Consider the following 21,707-nt stretch of genomic DNA (forward strand, 5'->3'; position numbering starts at 1 on the left):
TCGATCAATGCGTCCAGAGGGTCTTGCGGCCGAACTTGAAATTGTCCGCATAGGATTTGGCGGGCGCCTTGGCGCTATGCGGTTCGAAAACGCGATAGGTCAACCCATGCTTCTCGGCATAGGCGACGGCCTCTTCCTTCGTTTCGAAGCTCAGGCGAAGCTGCTGGCGCGTATCCGGAGAACTGGTCCAGCCCATCAGCGGCTCGATCTGCCGCCGCGCGGACGGCTCGAAATCGAGAACCCACTTCTTCGTCTTGGCCCGGCCCGACTGCATGGCCGTCTTGGCCGGCTTGTAGATGCGAACATGCGCCAAATCCAAACTCCCGAGATCCGATCGAACAGAATGCCGAAACTTACCGATTTTGCATCTTATGGCCTCAATAAGGTCAGATTTGCAAGCCACAAGAACCACAGGACGCCGTTCAGCGTCCCTCCCAGGTCCGCACGGCGCGGGCCTGACAACAAGAAGTCTCACAGGCGTCACGACCCTGACATGCCTCACGCCTAGACAACAACCGACAGAGACGGAAGGAGGTCCCCCCATGGCGCAGGCCATCTCGAATCCCGTCTATTTCGACCGCCGCGAGACCGAGGCCTTTCTCGAAAGCAAGGGCTTCAACGGTCGCGATATTGAATGCATCCTCGATCTCGCCGGTCCGGTTGTCCGGGGCGGGCGGGACGTATGGCCGGCCGACAGGGTCGAACGCCTCGCCAGCAGAGCCTATTGGCTGGGCGAAGACGAGGTGCACTCGGCCATCCTGGCAAAGGCCGCCTGATCGAACGCCCCGGGCGATGACGGCCCGTTCTGGCCGGTTGCCGCGACTCTGCAATCGGGTGTATTGGAACGGTCTCCGCGATTTGGAGCCGTCGGGGCGTAGCGCAGCCTGGTAGCGCATCTGCTTTGGGAGCAGAGGGTCGCGTGTTCGAATCACGCCGCCCCGACCATCTTCCGGCCGAAAGGCCGCTCCCCTAACCTTCCTTGTGCCGCTGCATCAGCTTGAAGACGCCATTGGCCTTCAGGACCGGGCGGCTTCCGACATATAGCTCGGCTTCGCAAAAACAGACCGATCGCGTCGCCTTGACGACGCGCGCCGTCCCCTCCAGCCAATCGCCCGGCCGGGCGGAGGAGAGAAAATCCGACGTCATCCGGATGGTCAGCGCCACCGTCTGGGTTTCCCGGAAAACCGCGGTCCCGAGCAAACCGTCCGCAAACGCCATCAACATGCCGCCATGCGTGATGCCGCGCGAATTGCAGTGCCGCTCCCTCACACGCACCCCGTGCCAGAAGCCGTCTTCCGTCACCTTATGGAAAAAGGGCCCGTTATGCGTGGTGTAGGGACCGCGCGTACCGGACGGGACGAACCCCTCGGGCGGATCGTCATAGGCGGAATCGTCCTCGGAAAGCTTTTCGCGGCGCATACTCAACTCGTCTCCCGGAAATCGGATAGGGCCTTATAGCCGGTCAGTCGCCCTGATCCGAGCCGTTACCGTCGCCGTTTCCATTGCCTTCCGGAAGCGAGATCTCAGCCACCATCAGCCCTTTCGGACCTTCGCCGAACCGGACGCTGACATTCTGCCCGGGAACGAGATCCCGGATGCCGTGGCGGCGCAGCGTCTCCATATGCACGAAAATGTCCGGCGTTCCGTCCCCGCGCGTCACGAAGCCATAGCCCCGGGCGCGGTTGAACCATTTCACGGTCGCGATCTCGTATTCGCCCACGGCGACCACCGCCGAGGCCGGAGAGCGGTTGCGCGCCGGCACCTGGGACGAGGCGCTGCGCACGGCCGTACTCTCGTCGACTTCAAGTATTCGGATTGCCTGATTGCCCTTGGGCCGCTTGACCGCCTCGCAGGTGACGGTCGCGCCCTCTTCGAGAATTTCCCTGCCCGCCTGCTTCAGACATGACAGGTGAACGAGCACATCCTCTCGTCCGTCATCGGGTACGATGAAGCCATATCCCTTGACCGCATCGAACCATTTCACGACGCCAGATACTTCGAATGCGTTATCGACGGATTCCGCCGCACTCTCCAACCGTTCTTCCATCCCAGCCACGATTACCGATCCGACGTGCCGAGACAGATATGGCCTCCGCTCAGACAAGCCGGGACTTCGTTCTGGTCCGTGGATACTCCCCACGATCCCCCTCAAGATGAAAAAACTATAACAGCGATCCGGCGGCAGTAAAGACAAAGCCCGTCGTCAAAAAATGTTTCTCTAATATTCAGGTCATCCAAAGGCGCAGGCCGTGTCCGGGGTTCCTTGCCCCCCATAGCGCGACTGTGCATATTAGCGTGTCGCAGCGAGAATCTCCTTTTCGCAGCGCAAAACATCCCATCAGCAGCCGGCATACGCCTTCGGGGAACCGCTATGCTGCGCCGCACCCATCAGGACGCCGGTACCGAAATGGTCAAAGCCATCAGCTTGACGATCGCCCTCATAGCGCTCTGGCTCACACTTTCGGGTTACTTCACGCCGTTCCTTCTTTCGATTGGCGTGGCCTCGGTTCTCTTCACCGTCTATCTCGCCGCGCGCATGCGCCTGCTCGACGACGAAGCCGTTCCCGTGCAGCTCCGGCCCGCGCTTTTCCTTTACTGGGGCTGGCTTGGCGGCGAGATCTTCAAGGCGAGCGTGGCCGTCTGCCGCGTCATCCTGTCTCGGGACATGACGCTCTCCCAGCAGTTGATACGGGTACCGTGGGATCAGAAAACCGAGATGGGACGGACGATCTTCGCAAACTCCATTACGCTCACCCCCGGCACGATTACCGTCGAGACCGGCGACGGCGCCTTTCTCGTTCACGCCCTGACAGACGAATTCACCGGCAGCGAAGGCTTCGAGGAGATGGGCGACCGGGTGACCAAAGTAGAGGCCCGCCACCGATGATCCTGTTCATTGCCGGCACCGCCGCCCTTGTCGTTGCCATGCTGCTCGTTCTCGCCCGGCTCTATATCGGTCCGGCCCTTTACGACCGTGTCCTGGCGCTGAATTCCTTCGGCACGCTCACCGTTCTGCTGCTCGGCTTTATCGGTTTCCTGACCGAGCGCCCTGACTTCCTGGACATCGCCCTCCTCTACGCACTGATCAATTTCGTCGGCACGATCGCCGTGCTGAAATTCTTCCGTTACCGCGCACTCGGCCGCGGCCTGGGCAACCGGGACGGGGCGGAGGGCTGAACGATGGATATGAGCCTCATCGAAACCGCCTGCGACATCGCCACCGCCATCGCCTTTACGATGGGAAGCATTTTCCTGCTCATCGGCGCGTTCGGCATCGTTCGCCTGCCCGACTTCTGGTCCCGCCTGCATGCCGCCGGCGTGATCGACACCGCCGGGGCCGAACTCATCCTGATCGGCATGATGTTCCAGACAGGCTGGGACATCGCGACCCTCAAACTTATCCTCATCGCCTTTTTCGTTTTCATCACCAGCCCGACGGCGACCCACGCCGTCAGCAACGCCGCTTTCGTTGCCGGGCTGAGGCCGCTCGACCTCAAAAAGGACGAGACGGAGGAGACTCTGGGCGATGTGCCGACGGCCGCCATTCCCCATCGCAGCGGCGCGGCGGCAAGCCCCGGCACGACGTCGGGCACGGAAGGAAACGCATGATGACCGGCATCTCCCTGGCAGCCATCGTCAACGTCCTGCTCTTCACCTTTCTCGTCATGACGGCCATCGCCATCGTCCGGGTGCGGCATCTCTTCGCCGTTGCGATGCTGTCGGGCGTGTTCAGCCTCTTGTCCGCCGGTCTCTTCGTCGCGCTGGACGCCGTCGACGTCGCCTTTACCGAAGCCGCCGTCGGGGCGGGAATTTCCACCGTCCTCATGCTCGGCACCATGGCGCTCACCGTCACCCGCGAAAAAACCACGAAACGCTCGCCGGTCCTGCCGGTTTTCGTCTGCGTGGTAACGGGCGCCGCCCTCGTCTACAGCACGCTGGACATGCCGGCTTTCGGCACGGCGCAGGCGCCCATCCACGAACATGTGGCGCCCGACTATATCGCCCGCACGCCGGACGATATCGGCGTGCCCAATATCGTCACCGGCATTCTCGCGAGCTATCGCGGCTACGACACGCTGGGCGAAACCACCGTGATCTTCACCGCGGCCGTCGCCGTTATCCTGCTGCTCGGCTCGTTCAGCCGGAAAAAGCAAAAACGCACGGACAAGGAGTGAAAAACCGATGGACCATCACTCTATCCTTCGCGTCGTTTCCAAACTTCTGATCCCCCCGATCATCGTCTATGCGCTTTATGTGCAATGGCATGGGGACTTCGGACCGGGCGGCGGCTTTCAGGCCGGCGTCATCTTCGCCGTCGCCTTTATTCTCTACGGGCTGGTCTTCGGCGTCGAAGCGATGACGGAAGTCCTGCCGACATCCGTCATTCGCGTGGCGATGAGCCTCGGCGTCCTGATCTATGCCGGGACCGGCTTTTACGCGCTCCTCGTCGGCCATAATTTCCTGGACTACGAATCCATCGGGCATGGCGGACATCACGCCCAGGAATGGGGAATTCTTCTCGTGGAACTCGGCGTCGGCATCACCGTGGCATCCGTCATGATCGGCATTTTCGTGGCCTTCGCATCCCGCACGCCCAAACTCAAGGATGAGGACTGGTGATGCAGGAAGTCGTCCTCGATCTCGAGTTCATCATCGGCCATTACAATTACTGGCTGTTCGTCATTCTGATGATGACCGGCCTCTACATCACGGTGAGCCGGGGAAATCTCATCAAGAAGGTGGTCGGCCTCAACCTGTTCCAGACCTCGGTCTTCATGCTCTACATCTCGATGGGCAAGATCGAGGGCGGAACGGCGCCGATCCTGACCGGCGATCCGAATACCGTCTATTCCAATCCCCTGCCGCATGTCCTGATCCTCACCGCCATCGTGGTCGGCATCGCAACGACCGCTCTTGCGCTGGCGCTCGTCGTGCGCATCGGCGAGGAGTTCGGCAGCATCGAAGAAGACGAACTCATCGAAATCGAACATGAACTCGATTTCGCCGAAGAAAGCGCCGAAGCATCCCCCGTCCCCGGACAGGGCGATGCGAACAAGGGAGAGCCCGGCGGGAAATGATCGACCTCATCGCCAAAAACCTGCCGGCCCTTCAGGTCGTGATACCGCTGATGGCCGCCCCGGTCTGCGCCATCTTCAATCGCAGCCGCCTGGCATGGCTCATCGCCTTCGTCGTCGCCATTGCGAGCTTCGCCATGTCGGTGGCGCTGCTCGGGCAGACGCTGGACGGCGGCATCATTTCCTATCATCTGGGGGGATGGGCGCCGCCAATCGGCATCGAGTACCGGGTCGACGTTCTGAATGCCTTCGTCCTGCTGATCGTGTCCGGCATCGCCGTCGTCACGCTCCCCTATGCCGCAAAAAGCGTGGCGCAGGAAATTCCGCGGGAAAAACAAGGCTTCTTCTACACCGCCTTCCTTCTCTGCCTGACGGGCCTGCTCGGCGTCACCATCACGGGCGACGCCTTCAACGTGTTCGTCTTTCTGGAGATATCCTCGCTCTCGACTTACGCACTGGTCGCGACGGGCGCGGAGCGCAACCGGCGCGCCCTGACCGCCGCCTACAACTACCTCATCATGGGGACGGTGGGCGCGACCTTCTTCGTCATCGGCCTCGGCCTTCTCTATATGGCGACCGGTACGCTCAACATGGCCGATCTCGCCCACCAGATCACCCTGCGCGGCGACACCCGCATGCTGCATATGGGCTTTGCCTTCGTGCTGGTGGGCATCGGGCTGAAGCTCGCGATGTTCCCGCTGCATCTCTGGCTGCCGAACGCCTATACCTTTGCGCCGTCCGCCGTCTCGGTCTTCATTTCGGCGACCTCGACCAAGGTCGCGGTCTATGTGCTGCTGCGCTTCATGTTCGGCATTTTCGGCTTCGACTACGCCTATCAGCAATCGACGCTGCAATACGTGCTGCTGCCGCTGGCGCTGCTGGCGATGTTCGCCGCGTCGCTGGTGGCGGTTTTCCAGACCGACCTGAAACGCATGCTGGCCTATTCCAGCATCGCGCAGGTCGGCTACATGCTGCTCGGCACCGCCTTCATGACGCAGACCGGCGTCATGGCCACCGTCATCCACCTCTTCAACCATGCCGTGACCAAGGCCACACTGTTCATGGTGGCCGGGGCGTTCGTCTATTCGGTGGGCAGCAGCAAGATTTCGGAGCTGAAAGGACTGGGCCGCATCATGCCCTGGACCAGCGCCGCCTTCGTCGTCGGCGGGCTGAGCCTGATCGGCATTCCTCTCACCGTCGGCTTCGTGAGCAAATGGTATCTCGTCCAGGCCGCGCTGGAACTCGGCTGGTGGCCGGTGGCGGCGGCCATCGTCCTGTCGTCGCTGATCGCCATCGCCTATGTCTGGCGCATTGTGGAAATGCTCTATCTGCACTCCCCCTCGCCCGACACGAAAGCGAAGGAAGCGCCGCTCAGCATGCTTGTGCCCATGTGGATTCTGGCGGCGGCAACCGTCTATTTCGGCACCCATGCGGCGCTGACCAGCGCAGCGGCCAGCCGCGCCGCCTCGACGCTCATCTCCACATCCAACATCATCTGGCAGTGAGGGTCGTATGATTATCACGGACGGCAGCACCGCCATTCTTCTCGCAATCGGCATTCCGGCCTTCGTCACGCTCGTCATCGCCGCCCTTTCCAGCCGGCCGAACCTGCGCGACGCCGCCAGCGTCGTCGCCGCCATCGCCACCTTTCTCGTCGTGCTGGACCTGCTGGGCATGGTCAATGCCGGCCAGACGCCGTCCGTCTCGCTTTTCGAGGTGATGCCCGGGCTGGTGATTTCCTTTTCCATCGAACCGCTGGGCATGATCTTCGCACTGGTCGCATCGGGCCTGTGGATACCCGCCGCGATCTACTCCATCGGCTATATGCGCGCGGAAAACGAGCGCCATCTGACGCGCTTCAACATCTGCTACGCGCTGGCCATTTCCGCGGCGCTCGGCATCGCGTTCTCGGCGAACCTTTTCACGCTCTTCATCTTCTACGAAGTGCTGACGGTCTCGACTTATCCCCTCGTCGCGCACAAGCAAACCGACGAGGCAAGGCGCGGCGCGCGGACCTATCTCGCCATCCTGATGACGACCTCGATCCTGTTCCTGCTGACGGCGATCATCTGGACATGGAGCGCGACGGGAACGCTGGACTTCCGGCCCGGCGGTTTCATCGCCGGTCAGGTGGACCCCGCGCTGGTGCCGGTACTGCTTGCGCTCTTCGCTTTCGGCATCGGCAAGGCCGCGCTCATGCCGTTCCATCGCTGGCTGCCCTCCGCCATGGTCGCGCCGACGCCGGTCAGCGCCCTTCTCCATGCCGTGGCCGTGGTGAAGGCGGGTGTCTTCACCATGCTGAAAGTCGGCGTCTATGTCTTCGGCGTGGATTTCCTGTCGCAGACCGACGCCTCGCAATGGCTCGTCTGGCTCGCCTCGGCCTCGATCCTGATCGCCTCCATCATCGCGCTGACCAAGGACGACCTGAAGGCGCGGCTCGCCTATTCCACCGTCAGCCAGCTTTCCTACATCACGCTTGGCATGGCGTTGGCGACGCAGATGGGGATTGTCGGCGGCGCCATGCATATCGTGACGCACGCCGTCGGCAAGATCACACTCTTCATGTGCGCGGGCGCCATCTATGTCGCGACCCACAAGAAAAAGGTCAGCGAACTGGACGGGCTCGGCCGCGAAATGCCGTTCACCTTCGCCGCCTTCGGCATCGCGTCCTTCAGCATTATCGGCCTGCCGCCCTTCGCCGGCGCCTGGAGCAAGATGTATCTGATGCTGGGCGCCGCCAATACGGGACAGCTCGCGATCATCGCGGTCCTGCTTGTCAGTTCGCTGCTGAATATCGCTTATCTCATGCCCATCGTGGCCCGGGGATTTTTCGCGCCCGCGCCCGTTGCCGCGCACTCACTGGGCGCGGCGGCCGCGGATGACGGCAAACGCTGGCGCGAGGCGCCGCTTCTCTGCGTCCTGCCGCTCTGCCTCACGGCACTCCTGTGTCTGCTCGCCATATTCGCGATCAGCCCGCTCTACGACTTCCTGCTGCACGTTCCGATCCTCCCGGAGACATATCCATGAACCGCGAACACGAAAATCGGCGCGACGACCCGGCCGCCTTTTCCAGGCTGGCCCGGATGTTTCTCTGGGTCGACGATATGCGCAATGTGAACAGGCTGGTCTGGATGCTCGTCACGCTCTGCGTCGTGCTCGGCCTGCTCGATTTCGCCTATCACAAGCATGTGGAGTTCCCGATAGAGGAGTTTCCCGCCTTTTACGGTCTCTACGGCTTTTTCATGTGCGCCGGGCTCGTGGTCGCGGCCAAGGGCCTTCGCATGATCCTCATGCGCCGCGAGGATTACTACGCGCCGCGCTCGGTGGAGGCGGAAGAGCATCCCGAGTTCGATCTGGGCCGGGAGGATTTCGATGCCTGAGATCCTGACCCCCGCCGCGATCTATATCGCCGCCGCGCTTCTGGTCCCCTTCCTGCCGAACGGGAGAGCGCGCCAGCTCTTCATGCTGCTCGTCCCCGTCGCCGGCGTCGCGGTCTTCTGGACCCTGCCGGAAGGCACCTATGCCTCCTTCAACGCCATGGGCATGCATATCGGGCTGATGCGCGTCGACGCGCTTTCGCGGATTTTCGGCCTGATCTTCTCAATCGCCGCCTTCCTGTCGATCATTTACGCATGGCATGTCCGCGATACCGTCCAGCAGGTCGCGGCGCTTCTTTACGCCGGTGCCGCCATCGGCGCGGTCTTCGCATCCGACCTCGTCACGCTCTTCGTATTCTGGGAACTGACGGCGATCACCTCGGTGTTTCTTGTCTGGGCGCGGCGCACCGAAGGCGCCTATGCGACCGGGATGCGCTATCTCGTCATACAAGTCTTCTCCGGCGTCTTGCTGCTTGCCGGTACCGTTCTTCAGTACCGGGAAACGGGCTCGATCGCCTTCGAGACGATGACGCTCGGCAGCCCTGCGACCATCTGCATCTTCATCGCCTTCGGCATCAAATGCGCCTTCCCCCTGCTGCATAACTGGCTTCAGGACGCTTATCCCGCCGCCACCGTCACCGGGTCGGTCGTGCTCTCCGCGTTCACCACCAAACTTGCGGTCTATGCGCTGGCCCGGGGATTTCCGGGAACCGAAATCCTGATCTATATCGGCGCGGTGATGACACTGTTCCCGATCTTCTACGCCGTGATCGAGAACGACCTGCGCCGCGTTCTCGCCTACAGCCTCAACAACCAGCTCGGCTTCATGGTGGTAGGCGTCGGCATCGGCACGCCGCTCGCGCTCAACGGCACGGCGGCCCATGCCTTTTGTCACATTCTCTACAAGGCGCTTCTCTTCATGAGCGTGGGCGCGGTCCTGTTCCGCACCGGCACAGCCAAAGGCTCCGAGCTGGGCGGCCTCTACAAGACCATGCCGCTGACCATGCTCTTCTGCGTGGTGGGGGCGGCCTCCATTTCCGCCTTCCCGCTCTTTTCGGGCTTCATCTCGAAATCGCTGATCGTGAGCGCCAGCGCCGACCAGGGACATTATGTGGTCTGGCTGATACTGCTCTTCGCCTCGGCGGGCGTGTTTCACCATTCCGGGATCAAGATTCCCTATTTTGCCTTCTTCGCCCATGACAGCGGCAAGCGGCCGAAGGAAGCGCCCACGCATATGCTGATCGCCATGGGGATCACGGCGGCCCTGTGCATCGGCATCGGCGTCTATCCGGCCCCGCTCTATTCGCTGCTGCCCTTCGACGTGACCTACCATCCCTATACGACCGGCCATGTCATCACCCAGTTGCAGCTTCTCTTCTTCTCGGCGCTTGCCTTTACGGTGCTGATGAAAACCGGCGTCTATCCGCCGGAACTGCGCTCGGTCAATCTCGACACGGACTGGATCTACCGCCGCATGCTGCCGGTCATCATGGGCTTCCTGTCGGCCATGGTCGGCGCGATCTGGCGCGGGCTGAGCCAGTTCACCGAGTACTACATCACCAGTTTCATCCGGGGCATCTACGCCACCCACGGTCCCCACGGCCCCCTCGCCCGCACATGGCCGAGCGGATCCATGGTCCTTTGGGTCGCGGTGATCCTTGGTATGACGGTGCTGCTCACCTATGTTTGACGTCTGCTTCGGCTCGCGGAAAACAAGCAATCGAATTTAAGGAGACGCGCCCATGGAAATGTCAGGCGAATACACGATCCCGGCACCGCGCGACAAAGTCTGGGCCGCGCTCAACGACGCCGCCATCCTGCAGCAATGCATCCCCGGCGCGGAAACCGTCGAACAGACGGCGGACGACGCCTTCGCAGCCACGGTGAAGGCCAAGGTCGGGCCCGTCAGCGCCCGCTTCAAGGGCAAGGTGCAGCTCACCAATATCGATCCGCCGAACGGCTACACGATTTCCGGCGAAGGCTCCGGCGGCGCGGCCGGCTTTGCCAAGGGCTCCGCGGATGTCTCGCTCGAGGACACCGCCGATGGCGGCACCAAGCTGTCCTATGCGGTGAAGGCCCAGGTGGGCGGCAAGCTCGCCCAGATCGGCCAGCGCTTTATCGACTCCACCGCGGCCAAGATGTCGGAAGAATTCTTCTCGAATTTTTCCAAGGTCGCGGGCCAGAAGGAACCGGAAGCCGCGCCGGCCGAGGAGACCGGCGAAGAATTGCCGGAAATCGTGGAAGAAGCCTCGCACGGCATCGAAGGAAAATCCCCCGATCACGATGCGATCTCGCCGACGGGCGCGCCGCTTATCCCCGACGAGGAAGCCGGTTTCAGCATCTCGCCCTGGGTTTGGGGACCGCTCATCATCGTCGCCGTGGTCGTCGCCGCCCTGATCGTCGGCCTCTAGGGCCCGGCGGGCGGCCCGTCGCCGCAAAACTTGACGGGAAGTGACCGAAAGCAGAGACTCGTTCAGTCGGCAGCGCGTTGCTGCCGGTTCACAAGGCCCGATCCGCTGATTTTTCAGAAGAGGCCAAACTCGACGGGAGGTCGCGCATGTCCGTTGTCGCCATGACGGTCAATGGCAAGTCTGTTAGTGCCGATGTTGAACCCCGCACGCTCCTGGTTACCTATATTCGGGACACGCTCGGCCTGACGGGCACGCATATCGGCTGCGACACCAGCCAGTGCGGCGCCTGCGTTGTGCATGTGGACGGCAAGGCAGTGAAAAGCTGCACCATGCTGGCCGCCCAGGCCGAGGGCGCCGAGGTCACGACCGTCGAAGGCCTCGCCCAGGATGGCGAGCTTCACCCCGTGCAGAAGGCATTCCGGGAACATCACGGCCTGCAATGCGGCTATTGCACGCCCGGCATGATCATGACGGCGGTCGACCTGATCCGCCGCAAACCGGACCTCGACGAGGAAACGGTGCGCGAGCAGCTGGAGGGGAATATCTGCCGCTGCACCGGTTACCACAACATCGTGAAGGCAATTCTGGCGGCATCGAACGAAATGCGCTGAAGCGCAGGACACATATCCGGGGAGGAGGAGCGCCATGACGGCAGAAATTTCTGAAACCGGTATCGGCAAGCCAGCGCGCCGGAAAGAGGATTTCCGGTTCATCACCGGGAACGGCCACTACACCGACGACATCAACCGCCCGCATCAGACGCATGCGAGCTTCCTCAGATCGCCCCACGCCCACGCCAGGATCCGCTCCATCGACATCAGCGATGCCGAAAAGGCGGAAGGCGTTCTCGCCGTCTTCACCGGACAGGATATCGCCAGGGACGAACTGGGCGGCCTGATCTGCGGCTGGACGGTCACCTCGAAAGACGGCGAGCCGATGAAGGTCGGCCCGCATCCGGTTCTCGCCCTCGATACCGTGCGCTATGTCGGCGATCACGTCGCCATGGTCGTCGCCGAGACGCGCGAGCAGGCCGAAGCCGCCGCCGAACTCATCGATGTGGATTACGACGCCCTGCCCGCCGCGGTTTCTCTCGCGAGCTGCCAGAACGGCGACGCCCCGCAGGTCCACCCGGAAGCGCCGCGCAATACCTGTTTCGAATGGGAACTTGGCAACAAGGCCGAAACCGAAGCCGCCTTCTCGAAGGCCGCCCGTATCGTCTCGCTCGATCTGGAAAACAATCGCCTGATCCCCAATGCGATGGAACCGCGCGCGGCCATCGGCGAGTTCGACAAGGGAACCGGGGATTACACGCTCTGGACCACGAGCCAGAACCCGCATGTCGCCCGTCTCGTCCTCTCCGCCTTCGTCGGCGTCGCGCCGGAACACAAGCTGCGCGTCATCGCACCGGATGTGGGCGGCGGGTTCGGCTCCAAGATCTTCATCTATTCGGAAGAAACTGCCTGCGCCTGGGCGTCGGCCAAGGTCGGCCGCCCGATCAAATGGACGGGCAATCGCTCCGAAGCCTTCCTATCGGATGCGCATGGGCGCGACCATCTGAGCAAGGCGGAACTGGCGCTCGACGCCGACGGCAAGATGCTGGGCCTGCGGGTGAAGACGGTGGCCAATCTCGGCGCCTATCTCTCCACCTTCTCCGCCGCCGTGCCGACCTATCTCTACGGCACGTTGCTTTCCGGCCAGTACGATCTGCCGGCCATCCATGTCGAGGTGGACGGCGTTTATACGCATACCGCGCCCGTGGACGCCTATCGCGGCGCGGGCCGCCCGGAAGCGACCTACCTCATCGAACGGATCGCGGAAACGGCGGCGCGTGAAATCGGCATGGACCCGGCCGAGTTCCGCCGGAAGAATTTCGTGCGCGAATTCCCGCACCAGACGCCGGTCATCATGAATTACGACATCGGCAATTACGAAGCCTCGCTCGACGCGGCGCTGGAAGCCATCGACTACAAGGGTTTTCCGGCCCGCCGCGCGGAAGCGGAATCCCGGGGCAAGCTGCGCGGCATCGGCTTCTCGACCTATATCGAGGCCTGCGGCCTTGCACCCTCCGCCGCCGTCGGCTCTCTCGGCGCAGGCGTGGGGCTTTGGGAATCCGCCGAAGTCCGCGTCAATCCGACAGGGAATATCGACGTGCTGACGGGCTCGCACAGCCATGGCCAGGGCCATGAAACGACTTTCGCACAGCTCGTTTCCTCGCGCCTCGGCGTGCCGCTGGACGATGTGGAGATCGTGCATGGCGACACGGACAAGGTGCAGTTCGGTATGGGGACTTACGGCTCGCGCTCCGGCGCGGTCGGCATGAGCGCCATTTCCCGCGCGCTCGACAAGATCGAGGCCAAGGCGAAGAAGATCGCCGCGCACCTCATGGAAGCCGCCGTCGAGGATATCGTCTTCGAGAACGGCACCTTCACCGTACAGGGCACGGACAAGAGCATGGCCTGGGCGGAACTCTCGCTCGCCGCCTATACCGCGCATGGTTTCGCCGGCAGCGACCTCGAACCGGGCCTCAAGGAAGGCGCGTTCTACGATCCGACCAACTTCACCTTCCCCGCGGGCTGCCATATCTGCGAAGTCGAGATCGACCCGGACACCGGCGTCACGAAGATTGCGAATTTCGTGGCCGTCGACGATTTCGGCACCATCATCAATCCCATGATCGTCGAGGGACAGGTGCATGGCGGCATCGCGCAGGGCGTCGGCCAGGCGCTGCTGGAACATGGCGTCTACGACCCGGAATCCGGCCAGCTCGTGACAGGCTCCTATATGGATTACTGCATGCCGCGCGCCGACGACCTGCCGAGCTTCCGGCTCGGTTTCACCACGACTGAATGCCCCTCGAACCCGCTCGGCATGAAAGGCTGCGGCGAGGCAGGCGCCATCGCCTCCCCGCCCGCCATCATCAACGCCGTGACGGATGCCCTCAACATTCGCGAAATCGCCATGCCGGCAACGCCGGCGCGTGTCTGGGCCGCGCTGCAAGCCAGGCAGCCGCGCGCAGCCGCCGAATAAGGAGACACCCGATGTATCAGTTCAACTATCACCGCCCGAAGACGCTGGACGAAGCCGTCAAGGCGCTTGCCGGGGCGGACGATCCCAAGCTCCTGGCCGGCGGGCAGACCCTTATCCCCACGCTGAAGCAGCGGCTTGCCATGCCGAGCGACCTCGTCGATATCGGCTCGCTGACGGACCTGCGTTACATCAAGGCCGAAGGCGATGCGCTGACCATCGGTGCCGGCACGAAACATGCCGATGTCGCAGCCTCCGCCGATGTCATGACGCACAATCCCGCGCTCGCGAGACTGGCCGACAATATCGGCGATCCCGCCGTCCGTCATATGGGCACACTGGGCGGCTCCATCGCCAATAACGATCCTGCCGCCGATTATCCCGGGGCCTGCCTCGGACTCGACGCCAAGATCCACACCACCAAGCGGCTGATCGAGGCGGACGAGTTCTTCACCGGCATGTTCGAAACCGCGCTCGAAGACGACGAAATCATCAAGGAAGTGACCTTTCCGCATCCGGAAAAGGCGGCCTACATGAAGTTCGCCAACCCGGCCTCGCGCTACGCCATGGTGGGGGTTTTCGTGTCCAAAGGCCCGTGGGGCATTCGCGTCGCCGTGACGGGCGCCGGTCAGGACGGCGTCTTCCGTGCCAGCGAGATGGAAGCGGCGCTGGAAAAAAACTGGTCCCCGGACGCCGTCGCCAACGTCAAGATATCCCCGGACGGACTCAACACTGATATGCATGGTAGTGCCGAATATCGGGCACACCTCATCACCGTGATGGCCAAACGGGCGGTCGAGGCAGCCGGATAAGCGGCGTTTCGGCTTTTGGTTCCCGACCGGTAGACTGAGTTCATGACCCTGCCTTCTTCCATCGACGAGACAGTCGATCTGCTGGCGCGCGGCAGCTATGTCGCCGACCGCTCGCTGTCGACCGTTGTTTTTCTCGCCCTGAAAATGGGCCGTCCGCTGCTGCTGGAAGGCGAAGCGGGCGTCGGCAAGACCGAGATCGCCAAAGTCCTCGCACAGGCGCTCGGCCGCCGCCTCATCCGCCTGCAATGCTATGAGGGGCTCGACACCGCCGCCGCCGTCTATGAGTGGAACTATCAGGCGCAGATGATCGAGATCCGGCTGGCCGAAGCGGAAGGCGTGGAAACGCGCGACGAACTGGGCAAGGACATCTTCTCCGAGCGCTTCCTCATCCGCCGTCCGCTGTTGCAGGCGCTGGAACCGGCGGTGGAAGGCCCGCCCGTGCTGCTGATCGACGAGCTGGACCGGACGGACGAACCCTTCGAGGCCTATCTGCTGGAAGTGCTTTCGGATTTTCAGGTGACGGTGCCCGAGATCGGCACCATCCATGCGGATAATCCGCCCATCGTCATCGTGACCTCCAACCGGACGCGCGAAATCCATGACGCGCTGAAACGGCGCTGCCTCTATCACTGGGTTGACTATCCGAACGCCGAACGGGAACTGGAAATCCTGAAGCTGAAAGCGCCGCATGCACCCGAAGAGCTGTCGCAGCAGGTGGTCGCCTTCGTGCAGCAGCTCCGGAAAATGGACCTCTACAAGAGCCCTGGCGTGGCGGAAACGCTCGACTGGGCCAACGCGCTGACCCATCTCAATGCGCTCGCGCTCGACGCCAACAATGTCAACGACACGCTCGGCACGCTGCTGAAATATCAGGACGACATTGCGCGCGTTCAGGGCAGCGAAGCGGCGCGGATTCTCGAGGAGATCCGCATGGCCGCGAGCGCGGCGCAATAGGTCCCGCCATGGCAGAGCCTCAGCCGGAAGGCCGCCTCGCCGAAAACATCGTCCATTTCGCCCGCGTGCTGCGCCGCGCCGGCATGCCCGCCGGCCCCCGGCAGGTGATCGAGGCCATCGAAGCGGTGCAGGCCGCAGGGCTGACGCGACGCGAGGATTTCTACTGGACGCTGCATGCGACATTGGTGAAACGGCACGAGCATCACGAGCTTTTCGATCAGGCCTTCCACGTCTTCTGGCGCGATCCGAAACTCATCGACCGCATGATGTCGATGATGCTGCCGGAAATCGAAAGCACCGACGAGACGCGCGAGGAAACGAGCCGCCGCCTCGCCGAAGCTTTGTTCGGCCAGAACGATATGGAGGCGACCGAGGAGCCCGATATCGACGTCGATGCGAGCGAGACCTTTTCCGCGCAGGAAGTGCTGCGAACCAAGGATTTCGAGCAGATGTCGGCAGCCGAACTCGCCGAGGCGCGCGCGGCCATTGCAAGGCTGCGCCTGCCGCTCGACGAAAGCCGGACGCGGCGGACACGCGCGGCGGTACGCGGCCAGCTCGTGGATATGCGCGCCACCATGCGGGCGAGCTTGCGCACCAGCGGCATCATTCCGCTGAAGCGGCGCGACTACCGCACACGCCGCCCGCCGCTGGTCGTGCTGTGCGATATTTCCGGCTCCATGTCCGTTTATGCACGGGTTTTCCTGCATTTCCTGCATGCGCTGACCAATGCCCGGGACCGGGTGCATGTCTTCCTTTTCGGGACGCGGCTGACCAATGTGACGCGCGAACTGCGCCACCGCGACATCGACGAGGCCATCGAGCGCGTGACGCAGGCCGTGGACGACTGGGACGGCGGCACACGGATCGGCGAGACGCTGCATCGCTTCAATGTGGACTGGGCGCGGCGCGTGCTGGGCCAGGGCGCGGTCGTGCTGCTGGTGACGGACGGCCTCGACCGGGAGGCCGGCGACGGCGTGGAACCCGAGATCACGCGGCTGCATCGGCAGACAAAGCGGCTTATCTGGCTTAATCCCCTCTTGCGCTATGACGGCTTCGAACCGAAATCACTGGGGATCAGGGCGCTGCTGCCCCATGTGGACGAGTTCCGGCCGGTCCATAACATCAAGTCGCTGACGGCGCTGGTGGAAGCGCTTTCCGGCGAGCCGGACCGGGCGAAAACAGGAAAGAAAGCGGCATGAGCGATACCTCGAAAAGCGCGCGCGAAATGGACCACGACAAGGTGCTGGAACAGGCCGCCGCCTGGATGAAGGACGGCCACAAGGTGGCGCTCGCGACCGTGATCGAGACTTGGGGTTCCGCGCCCCGGCCCGTGGGGAGCCAGCTCGCGATCCGCGACGATGCGACCTTCACGGGGTCGGTTTCCGGCGGCTGTATCGAGGGCGATGTGGTGACGCGCGCGCTCGACAAGCTCGACGGCGGAACGGCGGAGATCGTGGAATATGGCGTCTCCGACGCCCGCGCCTGGGAAGTGGGGCTTGCCTGCGGCGGGCGCATCCGCGTCATGATCGAACCGGTCGAGGGGAACGCATGAAGGCGGAAATCCTCGAGGAGCTGGTCCGCGCCCGCGCCGAAAAGCGCCCCGCCGTGCTGGCAACCCGCCTGAGCGATGGGGTTGAAAAACTTGTGTATCAAACTGATACACAAACAGAAAACTGGCTTGTTGAAGCGGTTTCTGAAGTGCTGCGCGCCGACAAGGGACGCGTCCAGGCGGACCCTGACGGGGAAGACTGGTTCCTCAATCCGTTCAACCCGCCGCTGCGGCTCGTCATCCTCGGCGCCGTTCACATCGCGCAGCCGCTGGCGAAAATCGCCGAACTCGCCAATTACGACGTGACCGTGATCGACCCGCGCACGGCCTTCGCCTCCGAAGAACGCTTTCCGGGGGTAACGCTCGTCACCGACTGGCCGGACGAGGCGATGGAGACAATCGACCTCGACACGCGCACGGCGGTCGTCACCCTCACCCACGATCCGAAGCTCGACGATCCCGGGCTTCATGCGGCGCTCAAAAGCCCCTGCTTTTATATCGGCGCACTGGGAAGCCGAAAGACGCATGGGAGCCGCGTGGAACGGCTGACGGAGGCGGGCTTCAGCGACAACGAGATTGCCCGCATTCACGGGCCGGTGGGGCTCAATATCGGTGCGCGGAGCCCGGCGGAAATCGCCATCTCCATCATGGCCGAGATGACCGAAAGGCTGAGGACATGAGGTTCGGCCCGGTTGCGCCGGACGAGGCCGAAGGCGCGGTGCTGGCGCACTCGCAGAAGGTGGGCGGCACCACTTTCAAGAAGGGCCGGATCCTGAGCGCGGACGATGTGACGGCGCTGAAAGAGGCAGGATTTCAAGAGGTTATCGTGGCGCAATACGGCCCGGACGACGTGCCGGAGGACGAGGCCGCGCGCGAACTCGCCACAGCGCTCTGCGGCCCCGGCATTCGCGCGGGCGAGTCCTTTACCGGCCGGGCGAACCTCTTTGCCGATGCGGACGGCGTGCTCGAGATCGACCGGCACCGGCTCGACCATATCAACATCGTGGACGAGGCGGTCACGCTGGCGACGCTGGAGCCGTTTTCGCGGGTGCATGCGGCGCAGATGGTGGCGACGGTGAAGATCATCCCCTTTGCCGCGCCGCGCGAAAGCCTGCGCCTGGCGCTGAAACGCGCGGGCGAGCCGGGGCCCCTGCTCCATCTCCACGCTTTCAGGCCGCACAAGGCGGGGCTTGTGGCAACGAGGTTGCCGGATACGAAGGAAAGCGTGCTCGACAAGACGCGGGGCGTGCTGGACGAGCGGCTGGCGGGCATGGGCTCCGAAATCGCGCGGGAAATCCGCTGCGGCCATGACGAGCGCGAAGTGAGCGCGGCGGTCAGCGAATTGCTGGCCGACGGGCTGTCGCCGATCCTCGTTTTCGGCGCCTCGGCGACGGTGGACCGGCGCGACGTGGTGCCGGCCGGGATCGAGCTAAGTGGCGGAGAAATAGAGCATTTCGGGATGCCGGTGGACCCCGGCAACCTGCTGCTGCTGGCCGCCCACGGACAAACGCCGGTGATCGGCCTGCCGGGCTGCGCGCGCTCGCCGAAGCTCAACGGCTTCGACTGGGTATTGGCGCGGATCCTCGCCGGGCTCAGGGTGGAACCGAAGGACATCATGCTGATGGGCGGTGGCGGCCTCTTGAAAGAGATCGCGACCCGGCCCCAGCCGCGCGCCGGAAACCCGCGGAAATCCGCCGGTTCCGCGCCGAAAATCGCGGCGATCATCCTCGCGGCGGGCAAATCCACCCGGATGGGCGCGGTGAATAAGCTCACCGAAGAGGTGGATGGAGACCCGATGGTGGCGCGGGCGGCGGACGCTGCTTTGACAGCCGGGGTGTCGAAAATCGTCGTGGTGACCGGGCATGAGCGGGACAAGGTGGAGGCCGCGCTTGGCGCGCGCGATGTGGGGGTGATCGAAAACCCCGAATACGATCAAGGACTTAGCACATCGCTGAAAGCGGGAATTGCGGCGCTGCCGGATGCGGTGGACGGCGCGGTGGTGCTGCTGGGCGACATGCCGGACGTGACGGCGGCGCATATCGACCGGCTGATCGCGGCCTTCGACCCGGAGGAAGGCCGCGCCATCTGCGTGCCGACCTGGGAAGGCAAACGCGGCAACCCGGTGCTCTGGGGCGCGGAATATTTTGAAGAAATTCAAGGTCTTACGGGCGATACCGGCGCAAAACAGCTCTTCGCCACCCATGCCGAGGAGATCGCCGAAGTGCCCATGCCCGACGATGCGACGCTGAAGGATATCGACCTCATGACCTCGCTGGAGGCACGCCGCCGGAAAGCCCAAGGGCATGAATGAAGCATGCTTTCGGTGAGATTAAAGTGAGGTTCGGGTGAGATTGAAGTGAGGTTGGGAGAGGTTCGTCCCGAGCCTCCGGAGAAGGTCGCCATCCTTCGAGACGCGGCTTCGCCGCTCCTCAGGATGAGGTCGTCTCTTGGGCCCTCATCCTGAGGAGGACCGCAAGGTCCGTCTCGAAGGATGGATTATCCCCGCCTCCCCTCACTCGACCCTGGCGAGATACGCCCCGCGCGGCGGCAGCGCGACCGCGCCGCCCGACGAGGCGGCCCCGGCGAGCGAAAGGATGTCCCCGGCAATCGACAGACCGTCCGGCAGCGCGAAGCGCGCCTCGTCGGTCTTGCCGAGATTGAAGACGCAGAGAATCTTTTCCCCGCCCCCGTCTCGCGTGAAGGCGAGCACACTGCCTTCGGTGTCGAGGAAGGAAATATCCCCGCCCATGAGCGCCGGGTTCGCATGGCGCATCGCGACGACGGCACGGGCATGGGCGAGCACGCTTCCCACATCCGCCGCCTGAACGTCCACCGCGCGCTCGCGGTGATAATCCGGGATCGGCAGCCAGGGCGCGCCCTTCGCCGCCCAGGGCATCGGCGTGCGGCAACCGTCGCGCCCCTTGGCCCAGGGGAAATAGAGATCGCCGACGGGATCGTGAATGTCCTTCTCTTCCAGATCCACCTCCGGCAGGCCCAGCTCCTCGCCCTGATACATCAGCACCGTGCCCTTGAGCGACAGGAGCAGCGTCAGCGCGAGCGTCGCCAGCGCATCGTCGCCTTGCCCCCCGCCCCAGCGGGTGACGGGACGGACGACATCGTGATTGGAAAAGGTCACGCAGGGCGTGAGGTCCGGCAGCGCCGCCAGCAGCTTCTCGTAATAGTCGCGGAAGAGCGGCGGCTGGAACATGAAGTCTTCGATGAAGGCGAAGGTATAGGCACTGTGGAGATGTTCGGGGCCCGTATAGGCACCCAGCATTTCCGGCCGCTCGGAAAACTCGCCGAAGGCGAAGCGGCCTTCATACTCGTCCATCACCTTGCGCACCTCGCGCATGGCCCATTCGTTTTCCGGCGTGTTGGCGTCGTGAACATGCTGCTGCAGGCGCGGCGCATGGGCCCAGTCGAGAAAGCTGCGTTCCTCGCGCGGCACCGGCGGATTATCCGCCAACTGAGGATCGTGGACATAGCTGTTCGCCACGTCGAGGCGGAACCCGTCCACGCCCCGGTCGAGCCAGAAGCGCAACACATCCATGCAGGCGGCGACGACATCCGGATTGTGGAAATTGAGCTTGGGCTGCTGCTTTAAAAATTTGTGGAAGTAATATTGCCGCCTGAGCGGGTGCCACGACCAGGCGGGCCCGCCAAAGGCCGACAGCCAGTTGTTCGGCACGGTGCCGTCTTCCTTCGCCTCCGCCCAGACATACCAGTCGGATTTTTCGTTGTCCTTCGAGAGCTGGCTTTCGAGAAACCACGGATGCTGGTCGGAGGTATGGCTCAACACCTGATCGAGAATGAGCTTCAGCCCGCGCGCATGCGCGGCGGCGAGCAGACGGTCGAAATCGTCCAGCGTGCCCATTTCCGGCGCGATGCCGACATAGTCGGAAATGTCATAGCCGAAATCGCGATTGGGCGTGGGATAGATAGGCGAAAGCCAGACGGCGTCCGCGCCGAGCCCGGCAATATGGTCGAGCTTGCGCTCGATGCCGGCAAGATCGCCGATGCCGTCGCCATTCGTGTCGAGAAAACTGCGCGGATAGATCTGATAGACGACCGCGCCTTTCCACCAGTCCCCCGCTTCGCCCTGAACCGCCATGCGCCGCTCTCCCCTGCGCTTTTTGCTTTGCGACAGAGTGCATGGGCGCGGGGAAGGTGGCAAGGCGGGGGTGCCTCCCCCTCTCTCGGATGTCATCCCGGCGAAAGCCGGGACCCACTCGCATCAGCCGCTCGCCGCAGCCGCCATTGGGTCCCGGCAACGAGTGCCGGGACGACACTGAGTTTTTGGGTTTTCGGAAAATACAAAGGGCTCTCATCCGGGGACCTGCCTGCCCCGGCGGAGGCCGAGGTCCCGAATCTACTCGCTCTGCAAATTGCTGAGACGTGGATTGGGTCCCGGCTTTCGCCGGGATGACACTGAAGGTTTAGCTGCCGCCTTGCGCGGTCCACTTCCCGGCGCGACACTGGCCGGAACATTGAATCATCCTTCGAGA

At 63.3% G+C, this 21,707-nt stretch carries 24 protein-coding genes and 1 tRNA gene; 21 read left to right on the forward strand and 4 right to left on the reverse strand.

Going from position 1 to position 21,707, the window contains the following annotated elements; all coding sequences use genetic code 11:
- Positions 1 to 4: 4 nt before the first annotated feature.
- Positions 5 to 313 (reverse strand): ETC complex I subunit, encoded by a 309-nt coding sequence (locus tag FHS78_RS19300; RefSeq protein ID WP_281356541.1) that lies wholly within the window; start codon positions 311 to 313, stop codon positions 5 to 7.
- Between the two features lie 229 nt (positions 314 to 542).
- Here FHS78_RS19300 and FHS78_RS00720 point away from each other — a divergent pair, with 229 nt between their 5' ends.
- Together FHS78_RS00720 and FHS78_RS00725 are read left to right on the forward strand one after the other, a co-directional pair.
- Positions 543 to 776: a hypothetical protein gene (locus FHS78_RS00720; protein WP_167089293.1), complete on the forward strand. Its 234-nt coding sequence runs from the start codon at positions 543 to 545 to the stop codon at positions 774 to 776.
- Positions 777 to 868: 92 nt separating this feature from the next.
- Positions 869 to 945 (forward strand) — tRNA-Pro (locus FHS78_RS00725).
- A 24-nt stretch (positions 946 to 969) separates the two neighbouring features.
- Here the strand turns inward: FHS78_RS00725 and FHS78_RS00730 are convergent.
- The gene (locus tag FHS78_RS00730) at positions 970 to 1,419 is read right to left on the reverse strand and encodes a PaaI family thioesterase (RefSeq protein WP_167089295.1); all 450 of its coding nucleotides are present in this window, start codon (positions 1,417 to 1,419) and stop codon (positions 970 to 972) included.
- Between the two features lie 43 nt (positions 1,420 to 1,462).
- Complete coding sequence (locus FHS78_RS00735) at positions 1,463 to 2,047, reverse strand: cold-shock protein (protein ID WP_167089931.1); 585 nt, start codon at positions 2,045 to 2,047, stop codon at positions 1,463 to 1,465.
- 324 nt (positions 2,048 to 2,371) lie between these two features.
- Between FHS78_RS00735 and FHS78_RS00740 the strand changes: the two genes are divergently transcribed.
- The 19 genes from FHS78_RS00740 to FHS78_RS00830 all read left to right on the forward strand — a co-directional run bounded on the left by FHS78_RS00740 (position 2,372) and on the right by FHS78_RS00830 (position 19,513).
- A complete protein-coding gene (locus FHS78_RS00740) occupies positions 2,372 to 2,887 on the forward strand; it encodes a Na+/H+ antiporter subunit E (protein ID WP_205305140.1) in 516 nt (171 codons plus the stop codon).
- On the forward strand, positions 2,884 to 3,177 hold the full coding sequence (locus FHS78_RS00745; RefSeq protein WP_167089297.1) for an MrpF/PhaF family protein: 294 nt from the start codon (positions 2,884 to 2,886) through the stop codon (positions 3,175 to 3,177). The genes FHS78_RS00740 and FHS78_RS00745 overlap by 4 nt, the downstream gene beginning before the upstream one ends.
- Positions 3,178 to 3,180: 3 nt before the next feature.
- Positions 3,181 to 3,609, forward strand: a complete 429-nt coding sequence (mnhG, locus tag FHS78_RS00750) for a monovalent cation/H(+) antiporter subunit G (RefSeq protein ID WP_246220290.1) — start codon at positions 3,181 to 3,183, stop codon at positions 3,607 to 3,609.
- A complete protein-coding gene (locus tag FHS78_RS00755) occupies positions 3,609 to 4,175 on the forward strand; it encodes a DUF4040 domain-containing protein (RefSeq protein ID WP_205305141.1) in 567 nt (188 codons plus the stop codon). The genes mnhG and FHS78_RS00755 overlap by 1 nt, the downstream gene beginning before the upstream one ends.
- Before the next feature lie 7 nt (positions 4,176 to 4,182).
- Complete coding sequence (locus FHS78_RS00760) at positions 4,183 to 4,620, forward strand: Na(+)/H(+) antiporter subunit B (protein WP_167089302.1); 438 nt, start codon at positions 4,183 to 4,185, stop codon at positions 4,618 to 4,620.
- Positions 4,620 to 5,078: a cation:proton antiporter subunit C gene (locus tag FHS78_RS00765; protein WP_167089304.1), complete on the forward strand. Its 459-nt coding sequence runs from the start codon at positions 4,620 to 4,622 to the stop codon at positions 5,076 to 5,078. The genes FHS78_RS00760 and FHS78_RS00765 overlap by 1 nt, the downstream gene beginning before the upstream one ends.
- On the forward strand, positions 5,075 to 6,580 hold the full coding sequence (locus FHS78_RS00770; protein ID WP_167089306.1) for a monovalent cation/H+ antiporter subunit D family protein: 1,506 nt from the start codon (positions 5,075 to 5,077) through the stop codon (positions 6,578 to 6,580). Before FHS78_RS00765 ends, FHS78_RS00770 begins: the two co-directional genes overlap by 4 nt.
- 7 nt (positions 6,581 to 6,587) lie before the next feature.
- Complete coding sequence (locus tag FHS78_RS00775; protein WP_167089308.1) at positions 6,588 to 8,102, forward strand: monovalent cation/H+ antiporter subunit D family protein; 1,515 nt, start codon at positions 6,588 to 6,590, stop codon at positions 8,100 to 8,102.
- On the forward strand, positions 8,099 to 8,455 hold the full coding sequence (locus FHS78_RS00780; RefSeq protein WP_167089310.1) for a hypothetical protein: 357 nt from the start codon (positions 8,099 to 8,101) through the stop codon (positions 8,453 to 8,455). Before FHS78_RS00775 ends, FHS78_RS00780 begins: the two co-directional genes overlap by 4 nt.
- Positions 8,448 to 10,142, forward strand: coding sequence for a Na(+)/H(+) antiporter subunit D (locus FHS78_RS00785; RefSeq protein ID WP_167089312.1), 1,695 nt, complete (start codon positions 8,448 to 8,450; stop codon positions 10,140 to 10,142). The genes FHS78_RS00780 and FHS78_RS00785 overlap by 8 nt, the downstream gene beginning before the upstream one ends.
- Positions 10,143 to 10,194: 52 nt before the next feature.
- Positions 10,195 to 10,863, forward strand: a complete 669-nt coding sequence (locus FHS78_RS00790; RefSeq protein ID WP_167089314.1) for an SRPBCC family protein — start codon at positions 10,195 to 10,197, stop codon at positions 10,861 to 10,863.
- Positions 10,864 to 11,009: 146 nt separating this feature from the next.
- Entirely contained in the window at positions 11,010 to 11,474 is a 465-nt protein-coding gene (locus FHS78_RS00795; protein ID WP_167089316.1) for a (2Fe-2S)-binding protein, read from the forward strand.
- Positions 11,475 to 11,508: 34 nt separating this feature from the next.
- A complete protein-coding gene (locus FHS78_RS00800; protein WP_205305142.1) occupies positions 11,509 to 13,890 on the forward strand; it encodes a xanthine dehydrogenase family protein molybdopterin-binding subunit in 2,382 nt (793 codons plus the stop codon).
- A gap of 11 nt (positions 13,891 to 13,901) precedes the next feature.
- Positions 13,902 to 14,699, forward strand: coding sequence for an FAD binding domain-containing protein (locus FHS78_RS00805; protein ID WP_167089319.1), 798 nt, complete (start codon positions 13,902 to 13,904; stop codon positions 14,697 to 14,699).
- Between the two features lie 42 nt (positions 14,700 to 14,741).
- Positions 14,742 to 15,653 (forward strand): AAA family ATPase, encoded by a 912-nt coding sequence (locus FHS78_RS00810; protein ID WP_167089321.1) that lies wholly within the window; start codon positions 14,742 to 14,744, stop codon positions 15,651 to 15,653.
- Positions 15,654 to 15,661: 8 nt separating this feature from the next.
- Positions 15,662 to 16,852: a vWA domain-containing protein gene (locus tag FHS78_RS00815; RefSeq protein ID WP_167089323.1), complete on the forward strand. Its 1,191-nt coding sequence runs from the start codon at positions 15,662 to 15,664 to the stop codon at positions 16,850 to 16,852.
- On the forward strand, positions 16,849 to 17,205 hold the full coding sequence (locus FHS78_RS00820; RefSeq protein ID WP_246220291.1) for an XdhC family protein: 357 nt from the start codon (positions 16,849 to 16,851) through the stop codon (positions 17,203 to 17,205). Before FHS78_RS00815 ends, FHS78_RS00820 begins: the two co-directional genes overlap by 4 nt.
- Entirely contained in the window at positions 17,202 to 17,882 is a 681-nt protein-coding gene (locus FHS78_RS00825) for an XdhC family protein (RefSeq protein WP_167089325.1), read from the forward strand. Before FHS78_RS00820 ends, FHS78_RS00825 begins: the two co-directional genes overlap by 4 nt.
- Positions 17,879 to 19,513 carry an NTP transferase domain-containing protein gene (locus FHS78_RS00830; RefSeq protein ID WP_167089327.1) on the forward strand — a complete coding sequence of 545 codons (1,635 nt, stop codon included), beginning with the start codon at positions 17,879 to 17,881 and terminating at the stop codon, positions 19,511 to 19,513. The genes FHS78_RS00825 and FHS78_RS00830 overlap by 4 nt, the downstream gene beginning before the upstream one ends.
- A 201-nt stretch (positions 19,514 to 19,714) precedes the next feature.
- Here the strand turns inward: FHS78_RS00830 and FHS78_RS00835 are convergent, their stop codons facing one another.
- Complete coding sequence (locus tag FHS78_RS00835) at positions 19,715 to 21,313, reverse strand: alpha-glucosidase (protein ID WP_167089329.1); 1,599 nt, start codon at positions 21,311 to 21,313, stop codon at positions 19,715 to 19,717.
- Between the last annotated feature and the right edge of the window lie 394 nt (positions 21,314 to 21,707).

This window comes from Parvibaculum indicum, assembly GCF_011762095.1.
Taxonomy (GTDB): domain Bacteria; phylum Pseudomonadota; class Alphaproteobacteria; order Parvibaculales; family Parvibaculaceae; genus Parvibaculum; species Parvibaculum indicum.